This is a genomic window from Stenotrophomonas sp. YJH_SMC_4 (assembly GCF_059371575.1).
The window spans coordinates 234322-252716 of sequence record NZ_JCAFUR010000001.1 but is presented as its reverse complement, the minus strand read 5'-3'; the positions used below and the strand labels follow the sequence as shown (position 1 = coordinate 252716).

Below are 18395 nucleotides of genomic sequence, written 5' to 3'. Positions count from 1 at the left end.
GAGATCGTGCTGGATGAAACCCTGGATTGGAGGAGCCGTGCTGCTGGCGTGCACGACCATGGCGAGCGCTGCCACCCCGGCGCAGCTGCAGGAGCTGGATGCAACCGTCGAGCGCGTGCGCGCGCAGTTCGACGTGCCCGGTATTGCGGTGGCGGTGGTCAAGGATGGCGAGGTGGTGCTGGAGCGCGGCTGGGGCGTGCGCGAGCAGGGCAAGCCGGAACCGGTGCAGGCCGATACGCTGTTTGCCATTGCGTCCAACACCAAGGCGTTCACCGCCACCTCGCTGAACCTGCTGGCCGAGGACGGCAAGCTGAAGATGGACGACAAGGTGATCGACCACCTGCCGTCTTTCCGCATGTCCGATCCGTTCGTGACCGGCCAGATGACGATCCGCGACTTGCTGTCGCATCGCAGCGGACTAAGCCTGGGCGCCGGTGACCTGTTGTTCTGGCCGACCACCTCCTACAGCAATGCCGAAGTGGTGGAACGGCTGGGCAAGGTGCCGCTGAAGGGTGGATTCCGCGAGGGCTATGCGTACGACAACATCCTGTACGCGGTCGCCCAGCAGGTGATCGAGCATGTTTCCGGCATGAGTTACCAGCAGTTCCTGCAGACCCGCATCTTCGACAAGGTGGGCATGGCCGGCACGCGCTACAACGCCGATCACCTGAAGCCGGGCGACAAGGCCGCGGTCGGCCACGCCAAGTACGATTTCAAGGACCTGCGCACCGTCGCGCCGCTGACCTGGTCGAACAATGCCGGCGCCGGCGGCATCTATTCCAGCGCGCACGACATGGCGCGCTGGATGCAGGTGCAGCTGGCCGAAGGCAAACTGGCCGACGGCACGCCGTTGTTCTCCGAGAAGAGCCAGCAGCAGATGTGGCGGATGATCACGCCGCAGTCGATCCCGGCGCCGAGCGTGCCGGAGCTGGCACCGGCTCGGGCCAACTTCGCCGGCTATGGCGAAGGTTGGAGCTTGAGCGACTACCGCGGGCAGAAGCTGGTCTGGCACACCGGTGGCTGGCCGGGCATGGTTTCGCGGCTGACCCTGGTACCGGGCGAGAAACTGGGCGTGGTGGTGCTGACCAATCAGGAAGTGGGCGCGGCGTTCAATGCGATCACCCTGAGTGTGCTCGATGCCTACCTGGGCGGTGAAAAGCATGACTGGGTGGACGCCTATGCCAAGGCCGTGGCCAAGGGACAGGACAAGGCCGACGAGGCGTGGGCCAAGCACCAGAGCGCGCGCGACAAGGGCAGCAGGCCGTCGCTGGCGCTGGCCGGCTACACAGGCATGTTCCGCGACCGCTGGTATGGCGACATGCAGGTCAGTGCCGAGGGCAAGGGACTGCGCCTGCGCTTTGCCAAGACCGCGCAGCTGAGCGGACGCCTGGAGCACTGGCAGCACGACACCTTCATCGTGCGCTGGGACGACCGTTCGCTCAACGCCGACGCGTTCGTGAACTTCAGCCTGGACCCGGACGGCAAGGTGCGCGAGGTGCGCATGCAGCCGATTTCCGACCTGACCGATTTCAGTTTCGATTTCCAGGACCTGCTGTTCACCCCAGTGAAATGACGCCGCCGGGCGTGGCCCGGCGCTGACGTTTGACGAATCCGATGGGTAGTGCCGGCCGCTGGCCGGCAACCTCATGATCCCCGGATGCGTCGCAAGGGTGCCGGCCAGCGGCCGGCACGACCGCAGCCGCAGCGATCGTCGGCCGGCGTACACATGCGGCATGGGATACTCCGCCAGCTAAAGATGGCGAGGGAATGCGATGTTCCGTTGGTTTGAATCCCTGATTCCGGTGTTCCCGCCCGTGGACGGGCGGATGCCTCCGCGCAAGGTGCTGCCGTTCTACCTGCACTACCTGCGCCCGGTGTGGCCGGTGCTGCTGGCCACGCTCATCGCCGGCCTGCTGCTGGCGCTGGTGGAAGTGGCGATGTTCGATTACCTGGGCCGCATCGTCGACATGGTCGCCGAGCAGCCCGGTGCCGACTTCTTCAAGCGCCATGCCAACGACCTGGGCTGGATGCTGTTCATCACGGTCATCGCGCGTCCGATCCTGGTCGGCCTGCACAACCTGCTGGTCAACCAGGCCATCGTGCCCGGCCTGAGCAACCGCTCGCGCTGGTTGATGCACAACTATGTGGTGCGGCAGAGCCTGAGCTTCTTCCAGAACGACTTCGCCGGCAGCGTCGCCAACCGGGTGATGCAGACCGGTACCTCGCTGCGCGAGTCGGCGGTGCAGATGGTCGATTCGCTCTGGTACATCGTGGTCTATACCGGCACCGCGCTGTACCTGTTCGCGCAGGCCGACTGGCGGCTGATGGTGCCGCTGATCCTGTGGCTGCTGGCCTATGCGGTGATCATGGTCTACTTCGTGCCGCGCGCGAAGGAACGGGCCTGGATTGCGTCCGAAGCGCGTTCCAAGGCGATGGGCCGCATCGTCGATGGCTACACCAACATTCCCACGCTGAAGCTGTTCGCCCATGGCGGGCGCGAGCAGGCCTACGTGGCCGAGTCGATCCAGGAGCTGGCGGTCAAGCACCGCGCGCAGACCCGGGTGACCACCGGCATGGACCTGACCATCGCCATCGTCAACGGTTTCCTGATCGCCGGTACCTGTGGGCTGGCGCTGTGGCTGTGGAATGGCGGCCACATCACCGTCGGTGCGATCACGCTGGCGACCGGCCTGGTGATCCGCATCCACAACATGTCCGGCTGGATCATGTGGACCATCAACGGCATCTTCGAGGACATCGGCACGGTGCAGGATGGCATCACCACCATCGCCCAGCCGCTGACCGTGCAGGACCGCGAGGATGCAGTGCCGTTGCAGGTGACCCGTGGCGGCGTGCATTTCCAGGACATCCACTTCCACTACGGCAAGAAGGGTGGCGTGATCGCAGGCCTGGACCTGGTGGTGAAGCCGGGCGAGAAGATCGGCCTGGTCGGTCCTTCGGGGGCCGGCAAGTCGACCCTGGTCAATGTGCTGCTGCGCCTGTACGACCTGGAAAGCGGCCGCATCCTGATCGACGGCCAGGACATTGCCTACGTCACCCAGGAAAGCCTGCGCCAGCAGATCGGTGTGGTCACCCAGGACACCTCGCTGCTGCACCGCTCGATCCGCGACAACCTGCTGTACGGCCGTCCAGACGCGACCGATGAGCAGCTGCGCGCTGCGGTGGCCAAGGCACGTGCCGAAGCCTTCATCGATACGCTGGTGGACGGGCAGGGGCGTCGTGGCTACGACGCACATGTCGGCGAGCGCGGCGTGAAGCTGTCCGGCGGCCAGCGCCAACGCATCGCCATTGCCCGCGTGCTGCTGAAGGACGCCCCGATCCTGGTGCTGGACGAAGCAACCTCGGCACTGGACTCGGAAGTGGAAGCGGCGATCCAGGACAGCCTGGATGAGCTGATGGGCGGCAAGACGGTGATCGCGATCGCGCACCGGCTGTCGACCATCGCGCGCATGGACCGGTTGGTGGTGATGGACCAGGGACGCATCGTGGAGACCGGCACCCATGCCGAGCTGATTGCGGCCGGTGGCCTGTACGCACGGTTGTGGGCGCGGCAGACCGGTGGATTTGTTGCTGCCGATCAATGATCGCTTCGGGGTCGGATCCCTTTCTGCAGGAAAGGGCTCTGACCCCAGCGTGTTTCCGGAGACCTGCATGATCCGCCCCCTGCGCTCCCTGTTGCTGGCACTCAGCCTGGTTGCCACGGTTGCCACGGTTGCCACGGCTGCGCCGGCACCCATGGACGGCGACCAGCTCAAGCAGGTCGTCCTGCTCAGCCGTCACAACCTGCGCGCGCCGGTGGTGGCCTCCGGCGCGCTGGCCAATGCGACGCCCGAGACCTGGCCGCGCTGGGAGGTGGCACCGGGCGAGCTGACCACCAAGGGAGGCGTGCTGGAGGTCTACATGGGCCGCTACATCGCCCAGTGGCTGCGCCAGGCGCAGCTGTTGCCGGTGACGGGTTGCCCGCAGGAGGATGACTTCCACGCGTACGCCAACAGCCTGCAGCGCACCCAGGCCACCGCGCAGTTCTTCGTTGCCGGTGCTTTCCCGGGCTGCCATGTTGCGGTCGAACAGCGCATGCCGCTGGGCTCGATGGATCCGTTGTTCGATCCGGTGATCCACAACGGTGACACGACCTTCCGCACGCGCGCGCTGGAATCAATGCAGCGAGCGCTGGCCGCAGCGGACCTGGCACCGGCTCTGTCCGTGGTGGAAGAGATCACCCGCTATCCGCAGTCGGCGGCATGCAAGGGGCACAGCGACTGCCATCTGGCGCTGGCCGATACCACCTTCAGTACGGAACCGGGCAAGGAGCCTCGCGCATCCGGATCACTGGCGCTGGCCAGCGGGCTGGTCGATGCCTTGTTGATGGAGCACTACCAGGGCAGTGGCATCCCCCGCGAAGGCTGGGGCCGGTTGACCACCGAGGCGCAATGGCAGGCGCTGGCGCAGATCCGCAACCGCTACCAGGACATCCTGTTCGGAACGCCCGAGGTGGCGCGTGATGTGGCCGCTCCGCTGCTGACAAGAGTGAATGCGTTGTTCGACGACCCGGCGTCGCCGAAGGTGACCCTGCTGGTCGGTCACGATTCCAACATCGGCTCGGTGCTGGCGGCGTTGGGAATCAGCGACTACAGCCTGCCGGGGCAGTACGAGAAGACACCGATCGGTGGCCTGTTGCAGTTCGAACGCTGGCGTGATCGCCACAGCCGGGTGGAACGGATCCGCCTGGCCTACGTCTACCCGACCACCGCGCAGCTGCGCGATGCGCTGCCGCTGGCCAACGCGCAGCCGCCGGGCCGCGTCGTGCTGCGTGTGCCGGGGTGCGCGGCTCAGGAGTGCACCGTCGCCGAGTTCCAGCGCCTGCTGCATCCGAAAGCCCGCTGAGGCGCGCTGCTAACGCAGCGGCGTGCGCACGATGCCCTGCGTGGCCATCAGCGTAAGGTCGCCGCCCAGCCGTTGCGAGTGGAACGGGCCGCGTGCATGCGCGGCATCGAACACGCCGCCGTCAGGTGAGCGCAGGCGGTAGAACTCGACCCAGCCGCTGGCCTGCAGGGGCAGCTGTGCAACGCCGGTGTGCTGGTTGAACCATGCAGGGTCCCTGCTGCCTTCGATGACCCGCCGCGCCAGGCGGTCGATCGCGTGGTTCCTGCTGGCATACCAGTCCTGGCCGCGCAGACGCGCCAGCTCGGCCATCATCACCAGTGGCGCCAATGCGTAGTCGTGGTAGTGCAGGGCCCGTTGCCCGCGGGCCATCTCCAGCGGCAGGCTGCCATCGTCCTGGATGTCATCGATGCCCTTCTGGAACGCGGCGTGGCCGGCCTGCCACAGGGCATCGTCGTCGGTGGTCAGGCCGGTGGCCAGCACGCCCAGCCCGCCCCAGTAGTAGTGGTTGTTGCGGCGCCGTTTCGGATTGTCCCAGTACGCCAGATTGGCCCGTGCCAGCTTCTGCAGCCACGGATCGATACGCGCACGCTGCTGCGGGTTGGCCTGGTCATGCACTTTCAGGTAGGCCATGGCTACCGCATCGAGCATCCACTGCCGCATGTAGAACGACTGATCGTTATTGACCCGGATCATCTGCCCGAGCATGGCGCCGTCGTCGGCCCACGCACCCAACCAGCTCAGCGTGCACTGTGCCGCTGCCGGGTCACCGTTGCGCAGGTAGTCATCGCTCATGCGCGCCACGTCGGCGGCATAGCGGTCCAGCGGTGCAGTGGCGTCCTTGTTCTGCTGGTTCAGTACCGGGTCGATGATCGAGCCGACTTTGTCGGTGTAGTAGCCAAGCGCGCGGATGTCCAGCTGGCCGGGCGGCGGCGCGGGGCAGGCGGCGAAGGCACCCGCACTGGCCAGCAGCGTGGGCAGCAGGGCGAGGCGCAAGGGGAGAGACATTGGAAACCGGCGGAAGGGGGAATCCGGCGAACGATGCGCCTGGCCATGTTGCCGGCATGTGATGCGGAGATGGTCTGGCGATCCCCCACAAACAGATCGGCCCGGGTTTCCCCGGGCCGCTCCGCTTCAACTCACACCACCCCGATCACTCGATCGGCTGGTCCAGCATCAGCTGGCGTGCGAAACGCACCGGCGGTGCGCCGTAGGACAGTACCTGGTCGTGGTACGCCTTCAGGTTGAACTTGTCGCCCAGCTTCTCCTGCACCGCCTTGCGGGTGTCGAAGTGTTCCTGCGCACCGACGAAGTAGGTCGGTAGCTGTGCCGAGGTCAGCTGTGCACGCACCCACTTGCCCGCCGCTTCGCTTTCCTGCTGGAACGCGTCGTGGGTCATCAGGTGCATTGCCTTCTCGCGATCCCAGTTGTCCACGTGCACGCCCTGGTCGAGGATCGCGTTGGAGATCGTGCGCAGGTAGAACTTCAGCTGCACCAGGTGGAACAGCGGGTCGTTGTTGAGGTAGCCCTGCTCCTGCATCATGCGCTCGGTGTAGACCGCCCAGCCTTCGGCGAACAGGCCTGAACGCAGCACCGCACGCAGGGTGGAGGGGAACTTGGCCGAATGCCAGCCTTCCAGGTAGTGGCCCGGGGTGCCTTCGTGGATGCTCAGCAGGTGGATCATGCGCGAGTTGTACTCACGCAGGAACGAGTCGACCTGCTTGTCGTTCCAGTCGTCCGGAATCGGCGACACGGCGTAGAAGGTCTTCAGGTTCTTGTCCAGCGGACCCGGTGAATCACAGTAGGCCACGGCCACGCCACGCTGGAATTCCGGCATCAGGATGATGTCCACCGGCGCGTCGGGCAGCGTCATCAGATCGTGCTCGCGCACGAACGCGGTGGACTGCTCCAGTGCGGCCTTGGCATCGTCGACGACCTTGTCGCGTGCCGGCTTGTCGGCGTAGGCCAGCTCCAGCGCAGCTTCAATGGCCTTCTGCTGCTGCTCGTCGGTCGGCTGGGCCGGCATCTCCGGCGCACCCGGCTTGTCCTTCAGCACGGTCTGCGCGATGCCGTACATGTCTTCGCGCACGCGCTTGAGTTCGGCGCGTGCACGCTCACCGATCTCCTGGCGCGACAGCGAGGAGCTCAGCGCGAACTTCAGCTTCTGGTCGTACTTTTCCGCACCGATGCGGAAGTCGCCCTTGGCATTCGGCACCAGGGTCTTGTCCAGCCAGGTCTGCTGCTCGTCCACCGCCTTCTTCAGGCCGTCGATGGCGGCCTGCAGACGCTGCTGGTCGGCCTGCGGCAGTTCACCGATGTGGGGGGTGATGAAGGTATCGACGATGCTGAGGATGCCCTTGTTCTGCTTGGCCACCGTCTCGGCATGGATCGTCGGCACGCGCGCCGGATCCAGGTTCTCGCGGGCCTGGGCGAAGATCGCCGGCAGCTTTTCCATGCGCGCGGTGGCCGACTTCAGGCGCTCCGGGAGCGGCGCGAACTCGCGCGCCATCAGGCCGTAGATCGCGCTGCCGGCGATGCCGTTGTACAGCTGCGGGTCCCACTTGCCGGACTGCAGCACTTCGGCGTTCCATATTTCCGACTGCAGCTGGTTGCGCAGGATCGCTGCGTCCACCTGGTTCTCGCGGCCCAGCTTGGCCACCTCGATCTTGTCCAGCTCGCCCAGCAGCGCCTTGTAGGCGGCCAGGGTCTTCTGCTGGCCGGCGGCACTGAGGTCGTCCAGCTCGCTGTCGTAGCGGTGGTCACCGATCTGGGTAGCGCTGACCGGCGACAGCTGCATCCAGGTGTCCAGGGCGCGCTTGGACAGGTCGGCGAAGGCGGCATCGACCGCCGCGTCACCGGCCTGCTGGCTGGTGGCCGGGGTGGAAGCGTTGGTCGGGGCGTCGGCCGGCTGGCAACCGGCCAGCGCGGCGACCAGGGCGAGGGCAAGAAGATGCGGGCGCATCGGCGTTCCTGTACAGGGTCAAACCCTGAGCATAGGGCCGCGTGGCTGCTTTGTCCCCGTGCCATAGGATTACCATGGGCGCAGACAAGGACCCTCCAAAGGAGCGCAGAACATGGAATACCAGGGAAGCTGCCATTGCGGCAGGATCGCATTCACCGTACAGGCCGGGGCGCCGATCAGCGACGTCATCGACTGCAACTGCTCGATGTGCCGCCGCCGTGGCAGCCTGCTGTGGTTCGCCCCGCGCGAAGCGTTCCAGCTGAGCACCGATCCGGCGGACGTGGCCACCTACCACTTCAACAAGGCCCACATCGACCATCACCATTGCCGCGAATGCGGCATTGCCCCCTACAGCGAGGCGGTGGATCCACGCAGCGGTATGCCGATGGTGGCGGTGAACGTGCGCTGCGTGCCTGCAGTGGATCTGGCCACGCTGGCGGTGACCTCCTACGACGGGGCCGCACTGTGAGGCCGGTGCGCGCGTGGACGTGCATGGCAGCAATGCCGGTGCTGCTGCTGGCGCTGGGCGCCTGCGCCAAGCAGGGCGACATGGCGGCGGATGCGGGCGCCACGGCGGCCGAGGCTGCCATCGCTTCACCGGAAGGCGCATTCCTCGCCTACGAACACGACGTGCAGGTGCAACTGGAAGCGGCGCAGATCGCACCGCGCATCCAGCAGGTGGCACAGGCCTGCCAGAGCGCGAAGTTCGGTGACTGCGCGGTGCTGCAGGTAGACCAGCGCAGCGGCGAGCAGCCCAGCGGCGAGGTCAAGGTGCGGATTGCACCGAAGGGCACCGAGCCGTTGATCGCGTTGGCCGGTGAGGGCGGCACGCTGCAGTCGCGCAACACGCGTGCCGAGGACCTCGCGCAGGCCGTGGCCGACACCGCGCTGACCAAGGCGCGGCTGGAGAAGGAACACGCGCGGCTGCTGGCCTACCAAGACCGCAAGGACCTGAAGATCGAGGACCTGATGGCGATCACCACGCGGCTGTCCGAGATCGAGGCGGGTGTCGAGCAGGCCAGCAAGGATGCCGCGCAGCAGCGCCGGCGCATCGATACCCAGCTGGTGACGATCCATTTCGATACCACGTCCGGCCAGCGCAGCCGCAGCGAGATCGGCGAGGCGCTGAGCGAGTCGGGCAGCATCCTCAGCACCAGCGTTGCGTTCCTGATCCGAGCCGTTGCCGCGCTGCTGCCGGTGGCGGTGCTGGCCTTGATCGCGGCCTGGGGTGTGCGGGCATGGTGGCGCCGCCGCCGTCGCAAGCTGCCGCCCAACCTCTGAGATGGGGGCTGATGCCGGCAGCCCGCCGGCATCAGCCCTCGTCGGTCTCGTACTCGACGAACACATCCAGCTCCAGCGCCAGTTCCTGCACTGCGTCGCGCACCTTCTGCGCGGTGCTTTCATTGCCGACTTCCACTTCCAGCTCATGGATGCCCGGGCCGATGTCGTCGGACAGCCCGGCCGAGCTGGAATCGTCGTCGTCCATGTGCGGCATCAGATCGTCGGTTTCCTCGACATGCTCGATGCCCTCCAGGCCGAGCAGCAGGTCGCTGATGGCACGGGCGTCGTCTTCAGTTCCGGTGATGCGCAGTCGCAGCATGGCCATGGCGTAGGTACGTTGTGGAGTTGCCTGCAGCCTAGCCAGCGCCGGGCAAAGAACGGGTGAGGGTGCAGTCAGGCGCGTGTGGCCGGGCGTCCGAGCAGGCTGTCCGGCAATGCGGGAATCGGTGTGCGTTCGTCCTGCGCCTGCTCCAGCAGCCAGTCGATGAACAGGCGTGCGGCCGGGCTGGGCGGTTGTCCTTCGGCATGCACTACGTGATACGCATAGCGCGCCTTCAGTGCCGGGCCGGGCAGGCGCACCACCTCGTAGCGCTGCAGATAGGGCTGGGCGATGTGGGTTCGCGCCAGCACCGCGCCCATGCCATACACCGCTGCACGCATCGCATCGGTGCTGTCGGCGAAGGTGTGCATGGGCGGCAGCGGCGACGGCGTGCGCACGCCGGCGTGGCGGAACCAGTCGCGCCAGCCCTGCGGCGACAGGTCGGTGAGCAGCGGCAGGTCGGCGATGCGCGCCGGATCGACCAGCGTTTCGACGCCGGCCAGTGCCGGTGAGGCGACCGGGAACAGGTAGTCATCCATCAGGTGCTGCGCACGCAGGCCGGGCCATTGGCCCAGGCCGTAGCGGATGCCCACTTCCGGGCCGTTGTCGTCATAGCGATCCAGCCCGCTGCCGGTATGCAGTTCGATGCGGATGTGCGGGTAGGCCTGGGTGAAGCGCGGCAGCCGTGGCAGCAGCCAGCAGTAGGACAGCGAGCGCAGCGTGGTGATCCGCAGCGGCACGCTGTCGGCATCCGGCTGCAGGTGATGGGCGACGGCCGCGACATCGGTGAAGGCGGCGCTGGCGGCGTCGGCCAGTTGCCGGCCCTCGGCAGTCAGGCGCACGCCACGCGCGTGGCGCAGGAACAGGCGCACCTCGAGCACCTCTTCCAGGCGGCGCACGTGGTGGCTGACCGCGCTGGCGGTCAGGTGCAGCTCCTGCGCGGCCTGGGCGAAGTTCTGGTGGCGCGCGGCGACCGCGAACACGGCCAGTGCGGGTAGCAGGGAAGGGCGTAGCAGCATGTCGAGCCTCAAACCATATTTGTGGCTGGCAGCGATACTACGCGCTTGTGCGGCGGGCGTCTGCGCCTGATCCTATTCCCCTTGGCGAGGAATTGACGATGTACGGAGGCAAGGCATGAATGCGGTCCCACAGGCGGCCGAGCGCGATTGGCGCACGCCGCTGGAATTGACCCTGTTGGGCGCCATCTGGGGCTGCTCGTTCCTGTTCATGCGGGTGGCGGTGCCGTCGTTCGGCCCGTTCGCGCTGGTCGAGGTGCGGCTGGTGCTGGGTGCGCTGGTGCTGCTGCCGTTCCTGTGGCGCGCCCGCGCGCAGTTCCCGCCGCGGCGCTGGCTGTGGCTGGCGCCGATCGGCCTGATCAACTCGGCGTTGCCGTTCGTGTTGTTCGCCTATGCAGCGGAACAGGCGCCGGCGGCGATCGGCGCGATCTGCAATGCGATGACCGTGCTGTTCGCCGCGCTGATCGCCTTCCTGTTCTTCGGCGAGAAGATCGGCATGCGCCGCGCCGGTGCCTTGCTGGTTGGCTTCGCTGGCGTAGTGGTGCTGGCCACCGCCAAGGTTTCCGGCCTGAGTATCGGCACCGCGGTGCTGGCCGGTGCGGCGGCTTCGCTGCTGTACGGCCTGGGCGTGAACCTGGTGAAGCGGCACATGACCGGCCTGCCGTCGGCGGCAGCGGCGGCGGCAACGCTGTCGTGTGCCTCGCTGTGGATGCTGCCGATGGCGGTGAGCCACTGGCCGCAGGCGGCGATTCCGCTGAAGGCCTGGGGCGCGGCCGTCGCACTGGGCGTGGCCTGCACCGGGCTGGCGTTCCTGATGTTCTACCGCCTGATCGGCCGTATCGGCCCGTCACGGGCGTCGACGGTGACCTACCTGATTCCGCTGTTCGGCGCGGCGTTTGCGTGGTTGTTCCTGGGGGAGGCGGTGACGGTGCAGATGTTGATTGCGGGTGTGTTGATTCTGGGTAGCGTGGCGGTGAGCCAGAAGGGCTGAGGAATTGGCGTTTTGCGCGTTGCGCGTGCTGAAGGTGCTTCACTGTTCATGGGCGTTACTTTTCTTTGTACGCAAAGAAAAGTAACCAAAAGAAACGTTCCGCCGGCCGCGAGCCGGTGCTGCGCACCGGTGCCCTGCGCTCCTCGGCCCGTCGAGGGACGGCGCGGGAACTCGCTGCGCTCAGACACCCGCGCCTCTTCGCCCTCGCCGGACCTGCGGTGCTCGGCTCGCTCAAGGCGGATCCAAGATCAAAGGCAGAAGCGGTCGCTTCGCTCGCCGGGCCCGGCCCGGCACTACCATGCATCGTCGTGCAGCTGTGGCTCTTGACCTTGGGTCCGCCTTGAGTGAGCCGAGCATCGCAGGGGAATCAGGGGCGAAGAGGTGCCGATGTCTGAGCGCAGCGAGTTCGGCACCGTCCCCTGATTCACCGAGAAGCGCAGGGGACCGACGTGCGAAGCACGGCGGCTCGCGACCTGGCGGCGCGTTTCTTTTGGTTACTTTTCTTTTCGCGCGAAAAGAAAAGTGACGCCCATGAACAGTGAAGCACCTTCAGCACGCGTCACGCGCAGGAAACCATCAGCGCACCGGCACCGGAATATTGCACAGATCGATATGCCCGGCCGGACGCTTGTAGAAATCATCCACGCGGTTGCGCCGCGCCTCCACTGTATCGGCGAAGGTCTTCGAGTCGGTACGCAGTACCTGGATCGGCGTGCGCTCGGCTGCCGGCACATCGCTGGCGCGGCGGATCGACACGATCGGCGTGCGCAGTTTCGGGTCTTGGTAGAAGCCCATCGGCGCGGGCCCGCGCGGTGTTGCGCTGAGCAGTTCCATGCCCTTCAGCACGCGGCCGACCACAGTGATGTTGCGGTCCAGCTGGCGCGGCGACTGGCCGGTCACCACGTACAGTTCGGCACCGATGCTGCTGTCTTCCTCGTTGCTGCGGCCGGCGCCGAGCATGCCGTAGCAGTGCGCCAGCCAGGCCTTGCCGGCCTGCGGGTCCTGGCCCACCGGGAAGCCGTCGACGAAACCGGTCTGCGCGGCCCAGCCATCGCGGTCGGGCAGCACGCTTACCTTCAGGCCCGCGCTGGCACGTTCGAATTCGGCCGGCAGCTTGCGCGCGGCACTGCCGAACGGCCTGGCCTTGGCCGCGTCATCGGCGTCGGCATCGCCGAACTGCACCACGAAGTTGTCCTGTGAGCGGTAGATGCTGGTGCCGTCCCAGAAGTGCTCATGGGCGAAGGTCTGGATGTTGGCGACATGGCGCGGGGCGAACTGCGGCGCCAGCTCGATGATCACCCGTCCAGCCGGTAGGTCCATGTACAGCAGGTTGGCCGGGTCCGGGGTACGCCAGTCGCTGGCTGCGGAGGCATCAAGGATCTGCTGCGGGCTGCGGTAGGGCGTTGCCGCGCTGGCCAGCGAGGGCAGCAGGCAGGCCAGGGCGAGGGCGGTCAGGGCAAGGCGACGACGGTGCGGCATGGGAACCCCGGAACATGAACGAGGCCTCGATTCTGCGCGAGCGGCCCGGCCACGCCAACCGGCACGATGACTAACGACACATTCGCTATACCGAACTTCGCACTACTGTGGACTTCAACGTAGTGGAGGGCCGGTCATGTCCGAGGACGATGTCCACCTGAAGAAGTTCCAGAAGGAGCTCAGCGCCGGAACGGTGTCGCTGGCCCTGCTGGCGGTGCTGGCCCGGGCCGGGGAGCCGCTGTACGGCTACCTCATTGCCAAGGAGCTGGAGCGGGTGGGCGAGGGCGTGCTGAGCGGCAAGCAGAGCGCGCTGTACCCGGTGCTGCGCAACCTGGAGGCTGCCGGTCTGCTGGAAAGCCACGTGGAGCCGTCCAGCAGCGGGCCACCGCGGCGCTACTACCGCATCAACGAACGTGGCCGCGACGTGCTGGCGCAGTGGCGCCAGGCCTGGCAGGCCACCCGCGATTCCGTCGATTCCGTGTTGGAGGGGGTACCGCAATGAACGACCCGAGCCTGGCAGGCCGAGCCCTGCCCACGACCATCCCGCAGTACCTGGCGCAGCTGCGTGTGGCGCTGGAAGGTGCCGACCCGGCGATGGTGCAGGACGCGCTGTACGACGCCGAGGAATACCTGCGCTCGGAGCTGGCGGCGCAGCCCGGCCGCAGCGAGGCCGAGGTGATCGCCGACGTCGCTGGCAGCTATGGCGCCCCGGACGAAGTGGCCGAGATCTATCGCGAGACCGAAGTGACGGTGAACCGCGCGCTGCGTACGCCACGTGCAGATACCGCGCCGGTGCTGCGCGCGGCGGCGGAAGCCAGTGGCGTCGAGCCGGCCGCACCGCCGCCGGCACCGGTGCAGCGCTCGCTGCTGGCGCGTTTCTTCGGCGTGGTGACCGATCCGCACACCTACGGTGCGCTGTTCTACATGCTGCTGTCGCTGGCTACCGGCATCTTCTTCTTCACCTGGGTGGTGACCGGCCTGTCGCTGTCGCTGGGCCTGCTGATCCTGATCGTGGGCATTCCGCTGACCGTGCTGTTCTTCGGCTCGGTGCGCGGGCTGGCGCTGCTGGAAGGGCGGCTGGTGGAAGCGCTGCTGGGAGAACGCATGCCGCGCCGCCCGCGTTACACCGATCGCAGCCGCACCTGGCTGCAGCGCATCGGCGACATGTTCACCGATGGCCGCACCTGGCTGACCCTGCTGTACTTCGTGCTGATGCTGCCGCTGGGCGTCATCTACTTCACCCTCGCGGTGACGCTGCTGTCGCTGTCGCTGAGCCTGATCTGGGCGCCGGTCGCGGCGATCTTCAGTGGCGACATTCCGGGCGTGTACGTCGATGGCGTGAACGTACTGCCGATGGCTGCATCGCCGCTGGTGGCGATCACGGTTGCTGCGGCGGGCGCGCTGCTGCTGCTGCTGACGATGCATCTGGCACGCGGCATCGGCAAGCTGCACGGTCTGATCGCCAAGAACCTGCTGGTGCGGTTGTAACAGGCCAGGGGTCGGATCCCTGTTCGCAGAACAGGGCTCTGACCCCGGATCCCATCATGCTGGGGTCAGAGCCCTTTCCGTTGGAAAGGGATCCGACCCCTGCCGGGAATCAGCCCGCCTTTCGCCGCAACGGGGTGACGTTGCTCTTCTTCTTCGTGGCCTTCGCCGCCGGTGCTTCGGCATGCGCGGCGAAGAAGTCGCGCACCTTCGGGTACACCACTTCGCGCCAGCGACGGCCGCTGAAGATGCCGTAGTGGCCGGCACCTTCGACGATGAAATGCTCACGGCGGTCCGCAGTGATGCCGGTGCACAGCGCCTGTGCGGCTTCGGTCTGGCCGAGGCCGGCGATATCGTCCAGCTCGCCCTCGATGCTCAGCAGCGCGGTATCGCGGATCGCCGACGGATCGACCTTCTCGCCGTTGACCACCCACTCACCACGCGGCAGCAGGAAGTCCTGGAACACCACGCGGATCGTATCCAGGTAGTACCTGGCCGGCATGTCGAGCACCGCGTTGTACTCGTCGTAGAAACGACGGTGCGCGTCGGCGTCTTCCAGGTCGCCCTTGACCAGGTCGGTGTAGAAATCCCAGTGCGAACTGAAGTGGCGGCTCGGGTTCATCGACAGGAAGCCGGCGTGCTGCAGGAAGCCCGGGTACACGCGGCGACCGGCGCCGGGATAGCTGGCCGGCACGGTGTGGATGACGTTGTTCTCGAACCACGACAGCGGGTTCTGCGTGGCCAGGTTGTTCACTGCGGTCGGGCTGCATCGCGCATCGATCGGGCCACCCATCATCACCAGCGTGCGCGGCGTCGGTTCGCCACGGCTGGCCATCAGCGAAACCGCGGCCAGCACCGGTACGGTCGGCTGGCACACGCTCACCACGTGCAGGCGCTCCACGCCGAGGTGGCGGATGAATTCCTGGATGTAGGCGATGTAGTCGTCCAGGCCGAATTCGCCTTCGCTGGCCGGCACCATGCGCGCGTCCACCCAGTCGGTGACGTACACGCGGTGGTCGCGCAGCAGCGTGCGCACGGTATCGCGCAGCAGCGTGGCATGGTGGCCTGACAGCGGCGCAACGACCAGCACGAACGGCTGGTTGAGCATCGTGTGCAGCTGGTCGGCTTCATTGCTGTGGCGCTTGAAGCGCAGCAGCTTGCAGAACGGCTTGCTTACTTCCTCGTGCACGACGATCGGCACGCGTTCGCCATCGACGTCGATTTCGTTGATGCCCCACTCGGGCTTCTCGTAATCCTTGCCGATGCGGTGGAAGAGTTCATTGACCGCCGCCAGGCGATCAGCGCCGGGCATCTGCGACCACCAGTGGCCCTGGTTGGCGAAGAACCTGGCGTTGGCCTGGGCCTGGTGCACCCAGGGGGCGAGCAAGTTGCGGGTCAGTTCGTGCAGTTGATAGAGCATGACGACCGAATATGTATGGTCATATGTTGCCGCGCAGCATATCCCATCCGGGTGTCCCGCAGGTTAAGTCGGCTGAAAATAATGAATCTGGATTCACATCCGTTCCAGCGCGGCCGCATCGCCTGCCAGGGCGGGGCCGAGCCAGCAGTGCGACCCCACCGGCTGCAGGCCATGCCGGGCCAGCGTGCGGCGGTACCAACGCGCTGGGCGCGCTTGGAAGCCGTCGTGGTCGCCTTCGAACGCGTCCTCGGCGGCGAAGGTCTCCAGGAAGGCCACGCCGCCCGTCAGCTCTGCCACGCCGGCCAGTCCGGCGCGCAGCTCGCGGTCGGGCACGTAGTGCATCACGTCCGAGCAGACCAGCAGGTCGACCGGGGCACAGGGCCGCAGCCAGGCGAAATCGCCGAAGCGGGCCATGTGCAGGTTGCGGGTCCTGCCGTAGCGGCGCACAGCGTACTCGCTGCTGTCGAAGCCGAGGTATTCGACCTTCGGACGCAGCTTCAGCAGCGGTGCGCGCCAGGCGCCTTCGCCGCAGCCGATGTCCAGCACGCTGCGGATCGGTCGTTCCAGGTAGTACTCGGCACTGGCCACGGCCAGGGCGACCTTTCGCGCCAGGCGGGCGCTGCCGCCGATGTCGGCACGGCGGTACCAGCGTTGGAAATAGGCGGCGTCGTAGGTCTTGTCCATGGGGCGGTGCGCGATCGGGGAAAACGGCGACTATCGTACGGTGTTGCGCCCCCGGGGGGGGGGGGGGCGGACCTGCAGTAGAGCCACGCCATGGGTGGCTGCCATGCTGCGGCGATTGGACGCGGCAGCCACCCATGGGGTGGCTCTACTGCGACAATGGGTACCCATCTACGCCAGCCGCCGGAGCGAGCGCATGCAGAGCTACTACTGGGTCAAGACCTTCCACATCGTGTTCGTGGTGGCGTGGATGGCCACGGTGTTCTACCTGCCGCGCATCCTGGTGAACCTGGCCGAGACTGCGGGCCAGCCGGCGGTGACCGAGCGCCTGCAGCTGATGGGCCTGCGCCTGTACCGCTTCGGCCACTCAATGTTCGGCCTGGCATTCCTGCTGGGCCTGGTGCTGTGGCTGGGCTACAAGGTCATCCCTGATTTCCCGACCATGGTCGCGCCTGGCGGCGCCGGCTGGCTGCATGCCAAGCTGGGGCTGGTGGTGCTGCTGCTGGTGTACTTCGGCTGGATCGGCCGCCTGCTCAAGGGCGTGGCCAAGGGCAGGGCGCTGCCGTCGTCGCGCGCGCTGCGCTGGATCAACGAGATCCCGCTGCTGGCCTTCATTCTGATCGTATGGCTGGTGCTGGCCAAGCCGTTCTGAGGCGGGGTCATCTGCACCCGGTAGATCCACGCCATGCGTGGATGCCGTCAGGGCGCAAACGAAAGCGCCGGGCAAATGCCCGGCGCTTTCGTTTCTGCAATCACCTGCGTGTTGCCGGCCAGCGGCCGGCACTACCAGGCCTACCTGCATGCCGGCCAGCGGCCGGCACTACGTCAGGCTGCTTCGTACGTGCCGTAGCTGCGCAGGCGCGCGTAGCGCTGTTCCAGCAGCTGTTCGGTGGACAGCTTGTCCAGCGCATCCAGCTCGTTCAGCAGCACCGCCTTCAGGCGCTTGGCCATCTGCGTCGGGTTGCGGTGGGCGCCACCGGTGGGCTCGCGCACGACCTTGTCCACCAGGCCCAGGCTCTTCAGGCGCGGGGCGGTCAGGCCCAGCTGTTCGGCCGCGTCCTTGGCCTTGCCGGCGTCCTTCCACAGGATCGAGGCGCAGCCTTCCGGGGTGATGGTCGAGTACACCGAGTACTCCAGCATCACGGTGCGGTCGCCCACGCCCAGCGCCAGCGCGCCGCCGGAGCCGCCTTCACCGATCACGGTGCAGATGATCGGCACCTTCAGTTCGGCCATCTCGATCAGGTTGCGCGCGATCGCTTCGGACTGGCCGCGCGATTCGGCGTCGATGCCCGGCCAGGCGCCGGCGGTGTCGATCAGGGTCAGCACCGGCAGGCCGAAGCGCTCGGCCATCTTCATCAGGCGCAGGGCCTTGCGGTAGCCCTCCGGCTTGGGCATGCCGAAGTTGCGCTTGATCTTTTCCTTGGTGTCACGGCCCTTCTGGTGGCCGATCACCATCACTGCACGGCCGTTGATGCGGGCCAGGCCACCCATGATCGCCTTGTCGTCGGCGAAGGCACGGTCGCCGGCCAGCTCCTGGAACTCATCGAACATGACGCGGAGGTAGTCGGCGGTGTACGGGCGCGACGGATGACGGGCCAGCTGCAGCACCTGCCACGAGGTCAGGTTGCGGAAGATCTGCGCGGTGCGCATGCGCAGCTTGTCCTGCAGCGCGTGCACTTCCGCCTCGACATTGACCGCCGGCCCGGCACTGGCGTTGCGCAGTTCCTGGATCTTGGCTTCCAGGTCGGCGATGGGTTGCTCGAAGTCGAGGTAGTTCGGATTCATCGGAAGCCGTCGTGTAAAGAAGAGGGGAATTCTAGCCGAATGCGCGCAAACCACCCGTACGCCTTCGTCTGGAA

The 18395-nt window shown here is 66.8% G+C and carries 17 protein-coding genes; 9 read left to right on the top strand and 8 right to left on the bottom strand.

Annotated elements, in window-relative coordinates; translation table 11 throughout:
* Nucleotides 1–13 precede the first annotated feature (13 nt).
* From AC5P9F_RS01280 to agp, 3 genes are all read left to right on the top strand, one after another.
* Nucleotides 14–1573, top strand: coding sequence for a serine hydrolase (locus AC5P9F_RS01280; protein ID WP_043034840.1), 1560 nt, complete (start codon nucleotides 14–16; stop codon nucleotides 1571–1573).
* A gap of 199 nt (nucleotides 1574–1772) precedes the next feature.
* Nucleotides 1773–3605, top strand: coding sequence for a multidrug efflux ABC transporter SmrA (gene smrA / locus AC5P9F_RS01275; RefSeq protein ID WP_012479597.1), 1833 nt, complete (start codon nucleotides 1773–1775; stop codon nucleotides 3603–3605).
* A gap of 67 nt (nucleotides 3606–3672) precedes the next feature.
* Nucleotides 3673–4905 carry a bifunctional glucose-1-phosphatase/inositol phosphatase gene (agp, locus tag AC5P9F_RS01270; protein WP_308680290.1) on the top strand — a complete coding sequence of 411 codons (1233 nt, stop codon included), beginning with the start codon at nucleotides 3673–3675 and terminating at the stop codon, nucleotides 4903–4905.
* A 9-nt stretch (nucleotides 4906–4914) separates the two neighbouring features.
* Here agp and AC5P9F_RS01265 read toward each other — a convergent pair whose 3' ends face one another.
* Nucleotides 4915–5910, bottom strand: coding sequence for a polysaccharide lyase (locus AC5P9F_RS01265; RefSeq protein ID WP_308680292.1), 996 nt, complete (start codon nucleotides 5908–5910; stop codon nucleotides 4915–4917).
* A gap of 145 nt (nucleotides 5911–6055) precedes the next feature.
* A complete protein-coding gene (locus AC5P9F_RS01260) occupies nucleotides 6056–7864 on the bottom strand; it encodes a DUF885 domain-containing protein (RefSeq protein WP_308680294.1) in 1809 nt (602 codons plus the stop codon).
* A gap of 112 nt (nucleotides 7865–7976) precedes the next feature.
* Here AC5P9F_RS01260 and AC5P9F_RS01255 point away from each other — a divergent pair, with 112 nt between their 5' ends.
* Nucleotides 7977–8333: a GFA family protein gene (locus AC5P9F_RS01255; protein ID WP_012479600.1), complete on the top strand. Its 357-nt coding sequence runs from the start codon at nucleotides 7977–7979 to the stop codon at nucleotides 8331–8333.
* Between the two features lie 23 nt (nucleotides 8334–8356).
* A complete protein-coding gene (locus AC5P9F_RS01250) occupies nucleotides 8357–9145 on the top strand; it encodes a DUF4349 domain-containing protein (RefSeq protein ID WP_005412726.1) in 789 nt (262 codons plus the stop codon).
* Between the two features lie 31 nt (nucleotides 9146–9176).
* Here the strand turns inward: AC5P9F_RS01250 and AC5P9F_RS01245 are convergent, their stop codons facing one another.
* Together AC5P9F_RS01245 and AC5P9F_RS01240 are read right to left on the bottom strand one after the other, a co-directional pair.
* On the bottom strand, nucleotides 9177–9470 hold the full coding sequence (locus tag AC5P9F_RS01245) for a hypothetical protein (protein WP_005408721.1): 294 nt from the start codon (nucleotides 9468–9470) through the stop codon (nucleotides 9177–9179).
* Nucleotides 9471–9538: 68 nt separating this feature from the next.
* A complete protein-coding gene (locus tag AC5P9F_RS01240) occupies nucleotides 9539–10483 on the bottom strand; it encodes a LysR substrate-binding domain-containing protein (protein WP_005408722.1) in 945 nt (314 codons plus the stop codon).
* Nucleotides 10484–10598: 115 nt separating this feature from the next.
* Here AC5P9F_RS01240 and AC5P9F_RS01235 point away from each other — a divergent pair, with 115 nt between their 5' ends.
* Entirely contained in the window at nucleotides 10599–11471 is an 873-nt protein-coding gene (locus AC5P9F_RS01235) for a DMT family transporter (RefSeq protein WP_099490393.1), read from the top strand.
* A 576-nt stretch (nucleotides 11472–12047) separates the two neighbouring features.
* Here AC5P9F_RS01235 and AC5P9F_RS01230 read toward each other — a convergent pair.
* Nucleotides 12048–12950 (bottom strand): peptidylprolyl isomerase, encoded by a 903-nt coding sequence (locus AC5P9F_RS01230; protein ID WP_111117848.1) that lies wholly within the window; start codon nucleotides 12948–12950, stop codon nucleotides 12048–12050.
* A 136-nt stretch (nucleotides 12951–13086) separates the two neighbouring features.
* On the opposite strand from AC5P9F_RS01230, the gene AC5P9F_RS01225 reads away from it, so the two are divergent.
* Both AC5P9F_RS01225 and AC5P9F_RS01220 read left to right on the top strand, forming a co-directional pair.
* On the top strand, nucleotides 13087–13452 hold the full coding sequence (locus AC5P9F_RS01225; RefSeq protein ID WP_049395935.1) for a PadR family transcriptional regulator: 366 nt from the start codon (nucleotides 13087–13089) through the stop codon (nucleotides 13450–13452).
* A complete protein-coding gene (locus AC5P9F_RS01220; RefSeq protein WP_049395934.1) occupies nucleotides 13449–14438 on the top strand; it encodes a sensor domain-containing protein in 990 nt (329 codons plus the stop codon). Before AC5P9F_RS01225 ends, AC5P9F_RS01220 begins: the two co-directional genes overlap by 4 nt.
* 109 nt (nucleotides 14439–14547) lie before the next feature.
* On the opposite strand, the gene AC5P9F_RS01215 is transcribed toward AC5P9F_RS01220, so the two are convergent.
* Entirely contained in the window at nucleotides 14548–15855 is a 1308-nt protein-coding gene (locus AC5P9F_RS01215; protein WP_005408728.1) for a polyhydroxyalkanoate depolymerase, read from the bottom strand.
* A 93-nt stretch (nucleotides 15856–15948) separates the two neighbouring features.
* Complete coding sequence (locus AC5P9F_RS01210; protein ID WP_005408729.1) at nucleotides 15949–16539, bottom strand: class I SAM-dependent DNA methyltransferase; 591 nt, start codon at nucleotides 16537–16539, stop codon at nucleotides 15949–15951.
* A 193-nt stretch (nucleotides 16540–16732) separates the two neighbouring features.
* On the opposite strand from AC5P9F_RS01210, the gene AC5P9F_RS01205 reads away from it, so the two are divergent.
* Nucleotides 16733–17188 carry a CopD family protein gene (locus AC5P9F_RS01205; protein ID WP_099523458.1) on the top strand — a complete coding sequence of 152 codons (456 nt, stop codon included), beginning with the start codon at nucleotides 16733–16735 and terminating at the stop codon, nucleotides 17186–17188.
* Nucleotides 17189–17361: 173 nt separating this feature from the next.
* On the opposite strand, the gene AC5P9F_RS01200 is transcribed toward AC5P9F_RS01205, so the two are convergent.
* On the bottom strand, nucleotides 17362–18321 hold the full coding sequence (locus AC5P9F_RS01200; RefSeq protein ID WP_032128332.1) for an acetyl-CoA carboxylase carboxyltransferase subunit alpha: 960 nt from the start codon (nucleotides 18319–18321) through the stop codon (nucleotides 17362–17364).
* Between the last annotated feature and the right edge of the window lie 74 nt (nucleotides 18322–18395).